Below are 12,784 nucleotides of genomic sequence, written 5' to 3' on the forward strand. Positions count from 1 at the left end.
GCGCTCAGTCCTCCGCCGGAGCAGCCGCACCCCGGATCCGCGGCACCCAGTCCTGCAGGGACCGGACGCCGATGTCGCCGGCCCGCTGGGCCTCGATCCCCTGGACCGCGGCCGCGAGCCCCTGCACGGTGGTGATGCACGGGATGTTCCGCGCCACCGCCGCGCTGCGGATCTCGTACCCGTCGATCCGCGGCGACCCGCCCTGGGTGATCCCGATCGGCGTGTTGACGATCAGGTTGAGCTCGCCGTCCTGGACCATCTGGACGATCGTCGGCTCGCCGTTCGGGCCGGGGCCCTGCGAGCTCTTGCGGACCGTGACCGCCTCGACCCCGTTGCGCCGCAGGACGTCGGCCGTCCCCTCGGTCGCGTAGATCTGGAAGCCCAGGTCGGCCAGCCGCTTGACCGGGAAGATCATGTGCCGCTTGTCGCGGTTCGCGACCGACACGAAGACCTTGCCCTCCCCCGGCAGCGGCTGCGAAGCCCCGGCCTGGGACTTGGCGAACGCCGTACCGAAGGTGTCGTCGATGCCCATCACCTCGCCGGTCGAGCGCATCTCGGGCCCGAGCAGCGTGTCGACCGAACCACCGTCGATGGTCCGGAACCGGTTGAACGGCATCACCGCTTCCTTGACCGCGATCGGCGTCGAGGGCGGCAGCGTGCCGCCGTCACCGGAGGCCGGGAGCATGCCCTCGGCCCGCAGGTCGGCGATCGTGGCGCCGAGCATCACCCGTGCAGCCGCCTTGGCCAGCGGGGTCGCGGTCGCCTTTGACACGAACGGCACGGTCCGCGACGCGCGCGGGTTGGCCTCCAGGACGTAGAGCACGTCCCCGGCCAGCGCGTACTGGACGTTCAGCAGGCCGCGGACGCCGACGCCGCGCGCGATCGCCTCGGTGGACTGCCGGATCTTCTCGATGTCGGCGTTCCCGAGCGTGATCGGCGGCAGCGCGCAGGACGAGTCGCCGGAGTGCACGCCGGCCTCCTCGATGTGCTCCATCACGCCGCCGAGGAACAGCTCCTCGCCGTCGAACAGGCCGTCGACGTCGATCTCCACCGCGTCGTCGAGGAACCGGTCGATCAGGACGGGGTGCTCCCAGGTGCCGAGCCCGCCGCTGAGCCGGCCCAGCGCCGCGGTCAGTTCCGCCTCGCTGTAGACGATCTCCATGCCGCGACCACCGAGCACGTACGACGGGCGGACCAGGACCGGGAAGCCGATCTCCTCGGCGATCCGCAGTGCCTCGTCGGCCGACATCGCCGTCCCGTGCTTCGGCGCGGGCAGCCCGGCCTCGGCCAGCACCTTGCCGAACGCGCCGCGCTCCTCGGCCAGGTGGATCGCGGCCGGCGACGTCCCGACGATCGGTACGCCGGCGTCCGCGAGCCGCTGGGCCAGGCCGAGCGGCGTCTGGCCACCGAGCTGCACGATGACTCCGGCGACCGGGCCGGCCTGCATCTCGGCGTACACGATCTCGAGCACGTCCTCGGCGGTGAGCGGCTCGAAGTACAGCCGGTCCGAGGTGTCGTAGTCGGTGGAGACCGTCTCGGGGTTGCAGTTCACCATCACGGTGCAGTAGCCGGCCTCGCGCAGCGCCATCGACGCGTGCACGCAGGAGTAGTCGAACTCGATGCCCTGGCCGATCCGGTTCGGGCCGGAGCCCAGGATCAGGACGGCCGGCTCGGTGCGCGGCGCGACCTCGGTCTCCTCGTCGTACGACGAGTAGTGGTACGGCGTGGTCGCCGCGAACTCGGCGGCACAGGTGTCGACGGTCTTGTAGACCGGCCGGATCCCGAGCGCCTGCCGGACCCCGCGGACAACGTCCTCGGTGAGGTCCCGGATCTCGGCCAGCTGCAGGTCCGAGAAGCCGTGCCGCTTGGCCAGCTTCAGCACGTCCGGCGTGAGCCGCGGCGCGGCCGCGACCTGCAGCGCGGTCTCGTGGATCAGGTACAGCTGGTCGACGAACCACGGGTCGATCTTGGTCGCGTCGAAGATCTGCTCCGGCGTCGCGCCGGCCCGGATCGCGTCCATGATCGTGCGCAGCCGGCCGTCGTGCGGCGTCCTGATCCGCTCGAGCAGCGGCTCCAGTTCGGTCGCGGGCGAGCCGGCCCAGGAGAACCGAGCCTCCGGCTTCTCCAGCGAGCGCAGCGCCTTCTGCAGGGCCTCGGTGTAGTTGCGGCCGATCGCCATCGCCTCACCGACGCTCTTCATGTGCGTGGTCAGCGTCGCGTCGGCGGCCGGGAACTTCTCGAACGCGAACCGCGGGACCTTCACCACGACGTAGTCCAGCGTCGGCTCGAAGCTGGCCGGCGTCTGCTTCGTGATGTCGTTCGGGATCTCGTCCAGGGTGTAGCCGATCGCCACCTTGGCCGCGATCTTGGCGATCGGGAAGCCGGTCGCCTTCGAGGCCAGCGCGGACGAGCGCGACACCCGCGGGTTCATCTCGATCACGATCAGCCGGCCGTCGGCCGGGTTGACCGCGAACTGGATGTTGCAGCCGCCGGTGTCGACGCCGACCTCGCGGATGATGCCGATCGCGAGGTCCCGCATGGTCTGGTACTCGCGGTCGGTCAGCGTCATCGCCGGGGCCACGGTGACCGAGTCACCGGTGTGCACACCCATCGGGTCGACGTTCTCGATCGAGCAGATGATCACGACGTTGTCGGCCTTGTCACGCATCACCTCCAGCTCGTACTCCTTCCAGCCCACGATGGACTCCTCGATGAGGACCTCCGTGGTCGGGCTGGCGGTCAGGCCGGCGCCGGCGATCCGGCGCAGGTCGGCCTCGTCGTACGCCATGCCGGAGCCGACCCCGCCCATCGTGAACGACGGCCGGACGACCAGCGGGTAGCCGAGCTCGCCGGCCGCACCGAGCACGTCGTCCATCGTGTGGCAGATCACCGAGCGGGCCACCTCGGCGCCGAGCTTCTCGACGATGCCCTTGAACGACTGCCGGTTCTCACCGCGCTGGATGGCGTCCACGGAGGCGCCGATCAGCTCGACGCCGTACTTCTCCAGGACGCCGTTCTCGTGCAGGGCGATCGCCGCGTTGAGCGCGGTCTGGCCGCCCAGGGTGGCGAGCAGGACGTTCGGGCGCTCCTTCTCGATCACCTTCTCGACGAACTCCGGGGTGATCGGCTCGACGTAGGTCGCGTCGGCGAACTCCGGATCCGTCATGATCGTGGCCGGGTTGGAGTTGACCAGGACGACCCGGAACCCCTCCTCCTTGAGCACCCGGCAGGCCTGGGTCCCGGAGTAGTCGAACTCGCAGGCCTGGCCGATCACGATCGGGCCGGAGCCGATCACCAGCACCGAGTCGATGTCTGTACGGCGTGGCATCAGTTGCGCCCTTCCATGAGTTCAACGAAACGGTCGAAGAGGTACGCGGAGTCGTGCGGGCCGGCCGCTGCCTCCGGGTGGTACTGCACGGAGAACGCCAGTACCCGTCCGTCCGTACCGGTCAACCTCAGACCCTCGACCACGTTGTCGTTGAGCGAGACGTGACTGACCTCGGCGGTCCCGTACGGCGTCTGGACGGTCTCCTCGATCGGAGCGTCGACCGCGAAGCCGTGGTTCTGCGAGGTGATCTCGACCTTGCCGGTGGCCCGGTCGAGCACCGGCTGGTTGATGCCGCGGTGGCCGTACTTGAGCTTGAACGTGCCCAGCCCGAGCGCCCGGCCGAACACCTGGTTGCCGAAGCAGATCCCGAAGTACGGCTTGTTCTGCGCCAGCAAAGCTTTCAGCAGCTCGGTCGGGTGCTCGGTGGTCTCCGGGTCACCCGGGCCGTTGCTCATGAAGATGCCGTCGGGATCGACCGCCAGCACCTCCTCCAGCGTCGTGGTGGCCGGCATCACGTGCACCTCGATGCCGCGCTCGGCCATCCGCTTCGGCGTCATCGTCTTGATCCCGAGGTCGAGCGCGACGACGGTGAAGCGCTTCTCGCCCTCGGCCGGTACGACGTACGGCTCGAAGGTGGTGACCTCGGAGGCCAGGTCCGCACCGGCCATCGCCGGCTGCTCGAGCACCTTGGCCAGCAGTTGCTGCGGGTCGAGGATCTCGGTCGAGATCCCGGCGCGCATCGCGCCGCGCTCGCGCAGGTGGCGGGTCAGCGCCCGGGTGTCGATCCCGGAGATGCCGACGATGCCCTGGGCCTTCAGCTGCTCGTCGAGCGAGCGGGTCGCGCGCCAGTTCGACGACACCCGGGCGGGGTCGCGCACGACGTACCCGGCGACCCAGATCTTCTGCGACTCGTCGTCCTCGTCGTTGACGCCGGTGTTGCCGATGTGCGGCGCGGTCTGGGTGACGATCTGGCGGTGGTACGACGGGTCGGTGAGCGTCTCCTGGTACCCGGTCATCCCGGTGGTGAAGACGGCCTCGCCGAAGGTCTCACCGGTCGCTCCGTACGACGTCCCCGCGAACGCGCGGCCGTCCTCGAGGACCAGCAGTGCGTTCTGGCTCATTTCTCGGCTCCGATCAGGGTGGTGATGGATGCGGTCAGGGCGGCGGTGTCGGCCTTGTGCCGGGGCCGGAACCCGGTGTCCAGGTCCCGGCCGTCGTGCTGCCACGTGACGACGAGCAGTCCGGAGCGGTCGGCGGTGACCTTCCCGGCGATGCCCTTGTCGGTCCGTACGTCGGTCAGTTGGCCGACGGGGATGAACACGTCCGCCGCGCCCTGGCGGTGGAAGATCAGGCCGGCCGGTGACACGGCGAGGTCCGCGTTGCTGCGGACGCCCAGCTCATGCACCGCGATCCGGTCCATCCAGTCGCCCGCGGTGGTCGTGGCGACGTACACGCCTTCGACGCCCTCGGTCTTGTCGTCGGCCGGCACCGCAGGCAGCGGCGCGAGATCCGCCTGGCGGAACTTGCGGTTCCGCCAGCCGCGCAGCATGCCGTAGTACGCGGCGGCGATCACCAGCAGCGTGCCGGCGATGCCCAGAACGGTCTTCACTTGACCGGCTTCCCGTCGAGGACGGTCGGGGTCCCGCGCAGGAAGGTCGCGACCACCCGCCCCGGCAGGTTCATCCCCTCGAACGGCGTGTTCCGCGACAGCGACGTGCTCTCGGCCGGTACGACGGTGCGCTGCGCGGCCGGGTCGACCAGGGTCAGGTTCGCCGCGGCGCCGGCCTCGAGCGGCTGCCCGTGGTCGCTGATCTGCCCGATCGCGGCCGGCCGGTAGCTCATCCGGTCGGCGAGGTCGGCCCAGGTCAGCAGCTTGGTGTCGACCATCGCGTGCTGGACGACGCTCAGCGCGGTCTCCAGCCCGGTCATGCCGAACGCGGCCGCGCTCCACTCGCAGTCCTTGTCCTCGACCGGGTGCGGCGCGTGGTCGGTGGCGACGATGTCGATCGTGCCGTCGGCCAGGCCCTCGCGGACCGCCTCGACGTCGGCCTTGGTGCGCAGCGGCGGGTTCACCTTGTAGACCGGGTTGTACGACGCCGCCAGGTCCTCGGTGAGCAGCAGGTGGTGCGGCGTGACTTCCGCCGTCACCTCCAGCCCGCGCTTCTTCGCGGCCCGGACGATCTCGACCGAGCCCTTGGTGGACAGGTGGCAGATGTGCAGCTTCGACCCGACGTGCGCGTTGAGCAGGATGTCGCGGGCGATGATCGACTCCTCGGCCACGCTCGGCCAGCCGGTCAGGCCGAGGACGCCGGACAGGGCGCCCTCGTTCATCTGCGCGCCCTTGGTCAGCCGCGGCTCCTGCGCGTGCTGCGCGATCGTGCCGCCGAAGGCCTTCACGTACTCCAGCGCGCGCCGCATCAGCGCCGCGTCCCAGACGCAGTCGCCGTCGTCGGAGAACACCCGGACCCGGGCGGCCGAGTCGGCCATCGCGCCCAGCTCGGCGAGCTGCGTGCCCTGCCGGCCGACCGTGACGGCGCCGATCGGGAAGACGTCGGCGTACCCGGCCTCGCGACCCAGGCGCCAGACCTGCTCGACGACACCCGCGGTGTCGGCGACCGGGTCGGTGTTGGCCATCGCGAACACGGCGGTGAACCCGCCGACGGCCGCGGCCCGGGTGCCGGTGAGCACGGTCTCGGCGTCCTCGCGGCCCGGCTCGCGCAGGTGGGTGTGCAGGTCGACCAGACCGGGAAGGGCGATGAGGCCTCGGGCGTCGATCGTCTCGGCGCCCTCGGGCTTGTCGAGGTTGTTGCCGATGGCCACGATCTCGCCGTTGTCGAGGAGGATGTCCGCGACCTCACCGCCGACGATCTTGGCTCCGGTGATCAGGAAGGCGGTCATGCGGTGGGCTCCTCGGTGGTTTCGTTGGTTCCTGACAGCAGCAGGTAGAGCACGGCCATGCGGATCGCCACGCCGTTCGTGACCTGTTCGACGATCACCGAGCGGGTCGAGTCGGCGACCTCGGCGCTGATCTCCATGCCGCGGTTCATCGGGCCGGGGTGCAGCACGATCGCCTCGTCGGGCAGCTGCGCCATCCGGTGCACGTCGAGGCCGTAGCGCCGCGTGTACTCACGGGCGCTCGGGAAGAACGCGTCGCCCATCCGCTCGCGCTGGACCCGCAGCATCATCACCGCGTCGCTCTTCGGCAGCGTGGCGTCCAGGTCGTACGACGTCGCACAGGGCCAGCTCGTCATGTCGACCGGCAGCAGCGTCGGCGGCGCGACCACCGTGACGTCGGCGCCGAGCGTCGACAGCAGCAGCACGTTGGACCGGGCGACCCGGGAGTGCAGGACGTCGCCGACGATCGTGATCCGGCGGCCTTCCAGCGACCCGAGGTGGCGGCGCATCGTGAACGCGTCGAGCAGCGCCTGCGTCGGGTGCTCGTGCGTGCCGTCGCCGGCGTTCACGACCGAGCCGTTCAGCCAGCCGGACGTCGCCAGCAGGTGCGGCGCACCGGAGGACCCGTGCCGGCACACGACGCCGTCAGCGCCCATCGCCTGCAGGGTCAGCGCGGTGTCCTTCAGGCTCTCGCCCTTGCTGACGCTCGACCCCTTGGCGGAGAAGTTGATCACGTCCGCCGACAACCGCTTGGCCGCCGCCTCGAACGAGATCCTGGTCCGGGTGGAGTCCTCGAAGAACAGGTTCACCACCGTGCGCCCGCGCAGAGCCGGCAGCTTCTTGATCGGCCGGTCCGCGAGCGACCGCATCTCCTCAGCGGTGTCCAGAATCAGGTGCGCGTCGTCGCGGGAGAGGTCGCCCGCACTCAGTAGGTGACGCATCAGACGTTCGCTCCTGTCGCGTCGGCGGACTTACGAAGGGTTTTGTCGGCGGCCGGCTTGTCGGCGATGACGACCGCGTCTGCCTCGTCGTACTCGCTCAGGTGGACTGTGACGCGTTCCACCAGCGAGGTCGGCAGGTTCTTGCCGACGTAGTCGGCGCGGATCGGCAGTTCGCGGTGGCCGCGGTCGACCAGGACCGCCAGCTGGACCGCCTTGGGCCGGCCGATGTCGCCGATCGCGTCGAGCGCGGCGCGGATCGTCCGGCCGGAGAACAGCACGTCGTCGACCAGGACGACGACCTTGCCGTCGATCCCGCCCGGCGGGATGTCGGTGTGCTCCAGCGCGCGGGCCGGCTTCAGGCCGATGTCGTCGCGGTACATCGTCACGTCGAGTGACCCCGTGGGCACGCTGCGGTCCTCGACCGCGGCGATACGGTCGCGGATGCGGGTCGCGAGACCCACTCCACGGGTGGGGATGCCGAGCAGGACGACCGGGTCGGCGCCCCGGTTGCGCTCGAGGATCTCGTGCGCGATCCGGGTCAGTGCCCGGGAAATGTCGGATGCATCAAGAACTGTGCGCGGCGCTGCGTGCGAGTCGGGCGACTCGTGCGTCGTCGGGGCAGGGTTCATCGCAACCGTTCCTCCTTTCCCGCCTCACCGGACGGGTCTTTAAAGGACGTTCGGACCACTTGACATGCTATCGGAAGTGACACGCCGTCTTGACGCTGGCCTCCGGCCCGGAATATTGTTACTCTGTGTAACCGTGGGGGGTTCGGCCAACGGCCCATACCTGGGGCCGTTGGTTTTCACCGCGAAATGACCACAAGTCGGAGGGAAGAACCAGCGTGCCTAGCGAATACGCGAAGACACTGGGTGGCAAGCTACGCGCCATCCGCCAGCAGCAAGGACTGTCGCTGCACGGCGTGGAAGAGAAGTCCAAGGGTCGCTGGAAGGCGGTCGTCGTCGGCTCGTACGAGCGTGGCGATCGGGCCGTCACGGTCCAGAAGCTCGCGGAGCTCGCCGATTTCTACGGCGTGCCGATCCGTGAGCTGCTGCCCGGATCAGCCAGCGCGGCCGCCGCGGCAGCCGCTCCGCCCAGGTTGATCCTGGACCTGGAGGCTCTGCAGCACCTCGACGCGAGCGAGGCCGGTCCGCTCACGCGGTACGCGGCCACGATCCAGGCTCAGCGTGGGGACTACAACGGAAAGGTGCTGTCGATCCGGCAGGACGACATGCGCACGCTCGCCGTGATCTACGACGAGTCGCCGACCACACTCACCGAGCGCTTCATCTCGTGGGGCGTGCTGAACCCGGAGGCGAAGGGCGACGTCGACGACGCGTCCGAGGCCGCCGGAGCCTGAGCAGTACGGCGTGACCAAGACGGTCGGGGCTCGTAGCAGCTTGCCCACGGCCGCCTGCCCGCCCCACTTCACTGTGGTGGGCCCACTGAACGATCTGCTGTCAGCAGCTGGACGTGCCCGTCGCTCGCCCAGCTGACCCGCAAGTCCTCGGCGCTCCACGGCCGGGGAACCACCTTCGTCGCACGCCAGGCGCACACCCTGAAACCGCGCCGCGATGGACGGGTCGCCGTTGACCGCAGGACCTAGTGAGGAAGAGCTGCACCCAAGCAGCACGAGCCGGCACCGTTCGCGGTGGCGACTCGATCAGGCCGGGGCCGTTCCCCCCGCGCCGCACACGGGGACGCAAGCGTCGGCCCGGCACCGCACCGAGGCGGTACCGGGCTCGATCCATCTCTGGACGCCGTACGCCGACCTGCGGCTGCCGGCGAGCCACGCTCGCCGACACCAAGTTGTCGCCACCCAACTCGTCGGGGCAGCGACCACCTTCAGGCGCTCAGACTCCCAGCGTCGGCTTCAGCTGCAGCAGACGCGCCAGCAGCCCGTTCACGAACGCGGGAGACTCGTCGGTCGACAGGTCGCGCGCGAGCGACACCGCCTCCGAGACCGCGACGACGTCCGGCACCTGCTCGTCGAAGAGCAGCTCGTACACGCCGATCCGCAGGATGTTGCGGTCGACGGCGGGCATCCGGTCCAGCGTCCAGCCGACCGAGTGCGTCCCGAGCAGGTCGTCGATCGCGTCGATGTGCTTCGCGACCCCCTCGACCAGCGCCACGGTGAACTCGTTCACCGGCGGGTCGTTGTCGGCCACGCGGTCGGCCAGCGTGCCGCCGACCGGCAGGCCACGCACCTCCGACTCGTACAGCACGTCCAGCGCGCGCTTGCGGGCCTTGCTACGGGCAGACATGTTCGGTTGTCAGCTCCAGCCGATGACGGGCGGTCAGGACGTGACGCGGCCGAGGTAGTCCCCGGTCCGGGTGTCCACCTTGACCTTCTCGCCGGTGGTCAGGAACAGCGGGACGTTGATCGTGTACCCGGTCTCCAGCTTGGCGGGCTTGGTGCCGCCGGTGGAGCGGTCGCCCTGCAGGCCGGGCTCGGTGTACTCGACGGTCAGCTCGACCGAGGCCGGCAGCTCGACGTACAGCGGGAGCTCGTTGTGCACCGCGACGATGGCGTCCTGGTTCTCCAGCAGGAAGTGCGAGGCGTCGCCGACCGTGTCCGGCTGGATCGACAGCTGCTCGTAGGTCTGCTTGTCCATGAAGACGTACGCCGCGCCGTCGTTGTACAGGTAGGTCATGTCGCGCTTGTCGACGTTGGCCACCTCGACCTTGACGTCGGCGTTGAAGGTCTTGTCGACCACCTTGCCGGACAGGACGTTCTTCAGCTTGGTCCGCATCACGGCACCGCCCTTGCCGGGCTTGTGGTGCTGGAACCAGACGACGGACCACAGCTGCCCATCCAGGTTGAGCACCATGCCGTTCTTGAGGTCGTTCGTCGATGCCACGCGTGGGAACCCTTCGAAATCGATCAGCGGTACACGGAATTGTAGCGGTCGGGATGCCGATTCCCCGATTCGTGCGGACCCGGCGGGCCCTACGCTGGAGGCGGCAGGTCCGTCAGCACCGCCGAGAGAGGGTCCGCACGATGGTCATGGAGTTCTTGATCCCCGTTCTGGTGGTGATCGCGATCCTGTTCGGGAACCGGATCAACGCGCAGGCCAAGCGCGGCCGTCCGCCGGGCACCCTGAGCCCGCGGATGCAGCGGATGCTGGAGAAGATGCAGGCCCAGCAGGGCATCCAGCCACCGACGCCGCAGGGCCAGTACACGCAGCCGGCCGGCGGTCACGGCAGTCCGGGGCACGCGGGGACGGTCGTGCAGAGCTCGGCGCAGATGGCTGGTCAGCACAACACCCAGTACCACGGACCCGCGCCGTACGCGGGTGCTCCGACGCAGGCGATGCCGTTCGCGCAGCCGGGGCAGTTCCAGCCGCCGCAGATCCAGCAGACGCCGTTCCAGCAGGGGCAGTTCCAGGCGCCTTCGCTGTGGAACGCGCCGCCGCAGCAGGCGCGCGCGGTCCATCCCAAGCAGTCGCAGCGCGATCTGGACAGTCGGGTGCGCGAGATGATGAAGGCGGGCAACGAGGTCGGTGCGGTCCGGCTGCTGTGCGACGAGCAGGACCTCGGGATCATCGACGCGCAGAAGCGGGCGCGGTCGCTGGTCGCGCCGGCCGGCGGGAACGGCGGCGGGGCTGCGGAGGGAGAGCGGGCTTCGGGCTCCTCTGCCTCGTCCTTCTCTGACACACCCGAGCAGGAGACCCGGTACGTCGGCTCGGCGGCGTTCGCCGACTCGCTCTTCGACACCGACCGGGACGACCAGGCGAGCTGGGCCAGCGGCTGGGTCGACGTACCGGAAGCCGAGGACCGCTCCGACATGGACGAACTGTGGAAGACCGTCCGCGACCACGGCCGCCCGGGCCCCGGCTGAACCCGCTAGTGTCCGAAGAATCCGCATGTGTCCGAAGAACCCGAGGCTATAGGCCACGATCCTTCGGACGCATCGCCCTTCTTCGGACGCCAGGGCGGGCCGCAGGGCTCAGTCGAGGCAGAACTCGTTGCCTTCGACGTCCTGCATGACGATGCAGGACTCGTTGACGCCGTCGGCCTCCAGCAGCCGCTCGCGGACCGCGCCGAGCGCGACCAGCCGGGTGCACTCGGCCTCGAGCTTCGCGAGGCGCTCCGCGCCGACGAGCCCGGTGCCGACCCGTACGTCGAGGTGCACGCGATTCTTGACGACCTTGCTCTCGGGCACGCGCTGGAAGAACAGCCGCGGCCCCTCGCCGGTCGGATCGACGCACGCAAACGCTGAGCCCTGCGCCTCGGGCGGTAGCGAGGCGGCGAACTCGTCCCAGCTGGCGAAACCTTCCGGCGGCGGCGGTACGACGTACCCGAGCACCTCGCACCAGAAGCGGGCGACGCGCTCAGGATCGGCGCAGTCGAAGGTGACCTGGAACTTCCTGACCTCTGCCATCGGGCCAGCCTATGGCGTCCAGATCAGCGTGACGACGCTGTTCTTGGTCCGGAAGTGCGGGCCGGCCGGGAGGTCCGTCGTACCGGCCGGATGGACGAGGAAGACCGGGTCGGGCTTGCCGCGTCGTACGGCGTCCCAGACGCGGACCTGCTCGGCGACCTCCTCCGCGAGCAGCACGGCCGCCGGGCCGTGCGCGCGAACGCCGATCTCCATCAGGTTGCGCTTCGGCCCTGGCTGAGCGGTGAGGTAGGCGAGCGTCCCCTCGCGGACGACGGCCGCGCCACCCCAGCGCAGCGCCGGCCGGACGAGCCGCTTTCTCACGGCGGCACGACTGGCCCGCAGTACGCAGTACTCCTCGAACACCGACGCGAGCCACAGGTCGAGCTGGCAGTACGGCTCCTCGCGATCCATCAGCACGCGCGTCCACCGGACGAACCCGGCGCCGTCCAGCGCCGGCTGGTCGATCGCCTGGTCCGCGTCGATCCGCAGTACGACGTCCTCCCCCGCGACCCGCACCACGCGTTCGTGCGCGGCGCCGGCGCCCTGCAGCTCGACGAATCCGCAGATCACACTCGACCGGCTCCTCAGCGAACCGTCGGCCTGGAGGTCCAGCGCGAGCGAGCGGGTCTGGCCGCGGACGCGCAGCGGTACGACGATGCGGCCGTCGGTCGCCAACTGTTCCAGCCAGGCCGGGGTGAGGTCGTTGGCGGTCACCGTGACGATGATGCGGTCGTACGGCGCTCCGGGTTTCCAGCCTTCGATCCCGTCGGTCGTCGCGACCTTCACCTCGTCATACCCGGCGGCTTGCAGGGTTGCTGACGCTCGCGCGGTCACGTCGGGGTCGATGTCGATGGTGGTGACCTCGCCGCCGGGCTCGGCCAGCTCCCAGAGCAGCGCCGCGTTGTAGCCGCCGGAGCCGATCTCCAGCACTTTGTGGCCCGGTTCGATGCCGGCCTGCTGCAGCATCAGCGCTACGATCGACGGCTGCGACACCGAGCTGATCGCGACGCCGGCGTCGTTCTGCTTCATCAGGACCACGTCGTCGGCGTAGGCGGTCTCGACCGATACGTCCGGTACGAACACGTGCCGCGGTACGTGCTCGAACGCGGCGGCGACGCGGTCGTCGGAGAGCGCTCCCTGCTCTCTGAGGCGGACAACCAGGCCCGCGCGCAACGCCCCGGCGTACTCGGAGTCGTTGCCCACAGCATCCATCGCGCTCACCAGACCGGTTCGGGG

Annotated in this window: 12 protein-coding genes; 2 read left to right on the forward strand and 10 right to left on the reverse strand. The window is 69.8% G+C overall.

All coding sequences use genetic code 11. The features are described 5' to 3' along the window. Window positions 1-4 precede the first annotated feature (4 nt). Genes carB through pyrR form a run of 6 tightly spaced genes read right to left on the reverse strand, consistent with a single transcriptional unit; the run spans window position 5 to window position 7,793 of the window. The gene (gene carB, locus ABD235_RS12605; RefSeq protein ID WP_344173387.1) at window positions 5-3,328 is read right to left on the reverse strand and encodes a carbamoyl-phosphate synthase large subunit; all 3,324 of its coding nucleotides are present in this window, start codon (window positions 3,326-3,328) and stop codon (window positions 5-7) included. Then, window positions 3,328-4,449 carry a glutamine-hydrolyzing carbamoyl-phosphate synthase small subunit gene (gene carA, locus ABD235_RS12610; protein WP_344173389.1) on the reverse strand — a complete coding sequence of 374 codons (1,122 nt, stop codon included), beginning with the start codon at window positions 4,447-4,449 and terminating at the stop codon, window positions 3,328-3,330. The genes carB and carA overlap by 1 nt, the downstream gene beginning before the upstream one ends. Next, a complete protein-coding gene (locus ABD235_RS12615; protein WP_344173391.1) occupies window positions 4,446-4,937 on the reverse strand; it encodes a PH-like domain-containing protein in 492 nt (163 codons plus the stop codon). The genes carA and ABD235_RS12615 overlap by 4 nt, the downstream gene beginning before the upstream one ends. Next, window positions 4,934-6,226: a dihydroorotase gene (locus ABD235_RS12620; RefSeq protein ID WP_344173393.1), complete on the reverse strand. Its 1,293-nt coding sequence runs from the start codon at window positions 6,224-6,226 to the stop codon at window positions 4,934-4,936. The genes ABD235_RS12615 and ABD235_RS12620 overlap by 4 nt, the downstream gene beginning before the upstream one ends. After that, the gene (locus ABD235_RS12625; protein ID WP_344173395.1) at window positions 6,223-7,164 is read right to left on the reverse strand and encodes an aspartate carbamoyltransferase catalytic subunit; all 942 of its coding nucleotides are present in this window, start codon (window positions 7,162-7,164) and stop codon (window positions 6,223-6,225) included. Before ABD235_RS12625 ends, ABD235_RS12620 begins: the two co-directional genes overlap by 4 nt. After that, a complete protein-coding gene (gene pyrR / locus ABD235_RS12630; RefSeq protein WP_344173397.1) occupies window positions 7,164-7,793 on the reverse strand; it encodes a bifunctional pyr operon transcriptional regulator/uracil phosphoribosyltransferase PyrR in 630 nt (209 codons plus the stop codon). Before pyrR ends, ABD235_RS12625 begins: the two co-directional genes overlap by 1 nt. A 215-nt stretch (window positions 7,794-8,008) precedes the next feature. Between pyrR and bldD the strand changes: the two genes are divergently transcribed. Continuing rightward, a complete protein-coding gene (bldD, locus tag ABD235_RS12635; RefSeq protein ID WP_344173399.1) occupies window positions 8,009-8,524 on the forward strand; it encodes a transcriptional regulator BldD in 516 nt (171 codons plus the stop codon). Between the two features lie 493 nt (window positions 8,525-9,017). Here the strand turns inward: bldD and nusB are convergent, their stop codons facing one another. Together nusB and efp are read right to left on the reverse strand one after the other, a co-directional pair. After that, a complete protein-coding gene (nusB, locus tag ABD235_RS12640) occupies window positions 9,018-9,428 on the reverse strand; it encodes a transcription antitermination factor NusB (RefSeq protein ID WP_344173401.1) in 411 nt (136 codons plus the stop codon). Window positions 9,429-9,461: 33 nt separating this feature from the next. Further along, on the reverse strand, window positions 9,462-10,025 hold the full coding sequence (gene efp, locus ABD235_RS12645) for an elongation factor P (RefSeq protein ID WP_344173404.1): 564 nt from the start codon (window positions 10,023-10,025) through the stop codon (window positions 9,462-9,464). 146 nt (window positions 10,026-10,171) lie between these two features. On the opposite strand from efp, the gene ABD235_RS12650 reads away from it, so the two are divergent. Beyond that, window positions 10,172-11,005, forward strand: a complete 834-nt coding sequence (locus ABD235_RS12650) for a hypothetical protein (RefSeq protein ID WP_344173406.1) — start codon at window positions 10,172-10,174, stop codon at window positions 11,003-11,005. Between the two features lie 108 nt (window positions 11,006-11,113). Here the strand turns inward: ABD235_RS12650 and ABD235_RS12655 are convergent, their stop codons facing one another. Both ABD235_RS12655 and fxlM read right to left on the reverse strand, forming a co-directional pair. Continuing rightward, window positions 11,114-11,548: a VOC family protein gene (locus tag ABD235_RS12655; RefSeq protein WP_344173409.1), complete on the reverse strand. Its 435-nt coding sequence runs from the start codon at window positions 11,546-11,548 to the stop codon at window positions 11,114-11,116. 9 nt (window positions 11,549-11,557) lie between these two features. After that, window positions 11,558-12,760, reverse strand: coding sequence for a methyltransferase, FxLD system (gene fxlM, locus ABD235_RS12660; protein ID WP_344173411.1), 1,203 nt, complete (start codon window positions 12,758-12,760; stop codon window positions 11,558-11,560). Between the last annotated feature and the right edge of the window lie 24 nt (window positions 12,761-12,784).

This window comes from Kribbella lupini (assembly GCF_039529595.1).
GTDB classification, from domain to species: domain Bacteria; phylum Actinomycetota; class Actinomycetes; order Propionibacteriales; family Kribbellaceae; genus Kribbella; species Kribbella lupini.

Coding starts and splice junctions, on each gene's coding strand:
- carB (WP_344173387.1), bottom strand. CDS start 3,328: ATGCCACGCCGTACAGACATCGACTCGGTGCTGGTGATCGGCTCCGGC.
- carA (WP_344173389.1), bottom strand. CDS start 4,449: ATGAGCCAGAACGCACTGCTGGTCCTCGAGGACGGCCGCGCGTTCGCG.
- ABD235_RS12620 (WP_344173393.1), bottom strand. CDS start 6,226: ATGACCGCCTTCCTGATCACCGGAGCCAAGATCGTCGGCGGTGAGGTC.
- ABD235_RS12625 (WP_344173395.1), bottom strand. CDS start 7,164: ATGCGTCACCTACTGAGTGCGGGCGACCTCTCCCGCGACGACGCGCAC.
- pyrR (WP_344173397.1), bottom strand. CDS start 7,793: ATGAACCCTGCCCCGACGACGCACGAGTCGCCCGACTCGCACGCAGCG.
- nusB (WP_344173401.1), bottom strand. CDS start 9,428: ATGTCTGCCCGTAGCAAGGCCCGCAAGCGCGCGCTGGACGTGCTGTAC.
- ABD235_RS12650 (WP_344173406.1), top strand. CDS start 10,172: ATGGAGTTCTTGATCCCCGTTCTGGTGGTGATCGCGATCCTGTTCGGG.
- ABD235_RS12655 (WP_344173409.1), bottom strand. CDS start 11,548: ATGGCAGAGGTCAGGAAGTTCCAGGTCACCTTCGACTGCGCCGATCCT.
- fxlM (WP_344173411.1), bottom strand. CDS start 12,760: ATGGATGCTGTGGGCAACGACTCCGAGTACGCCGGGGCGTTGCGCGCG.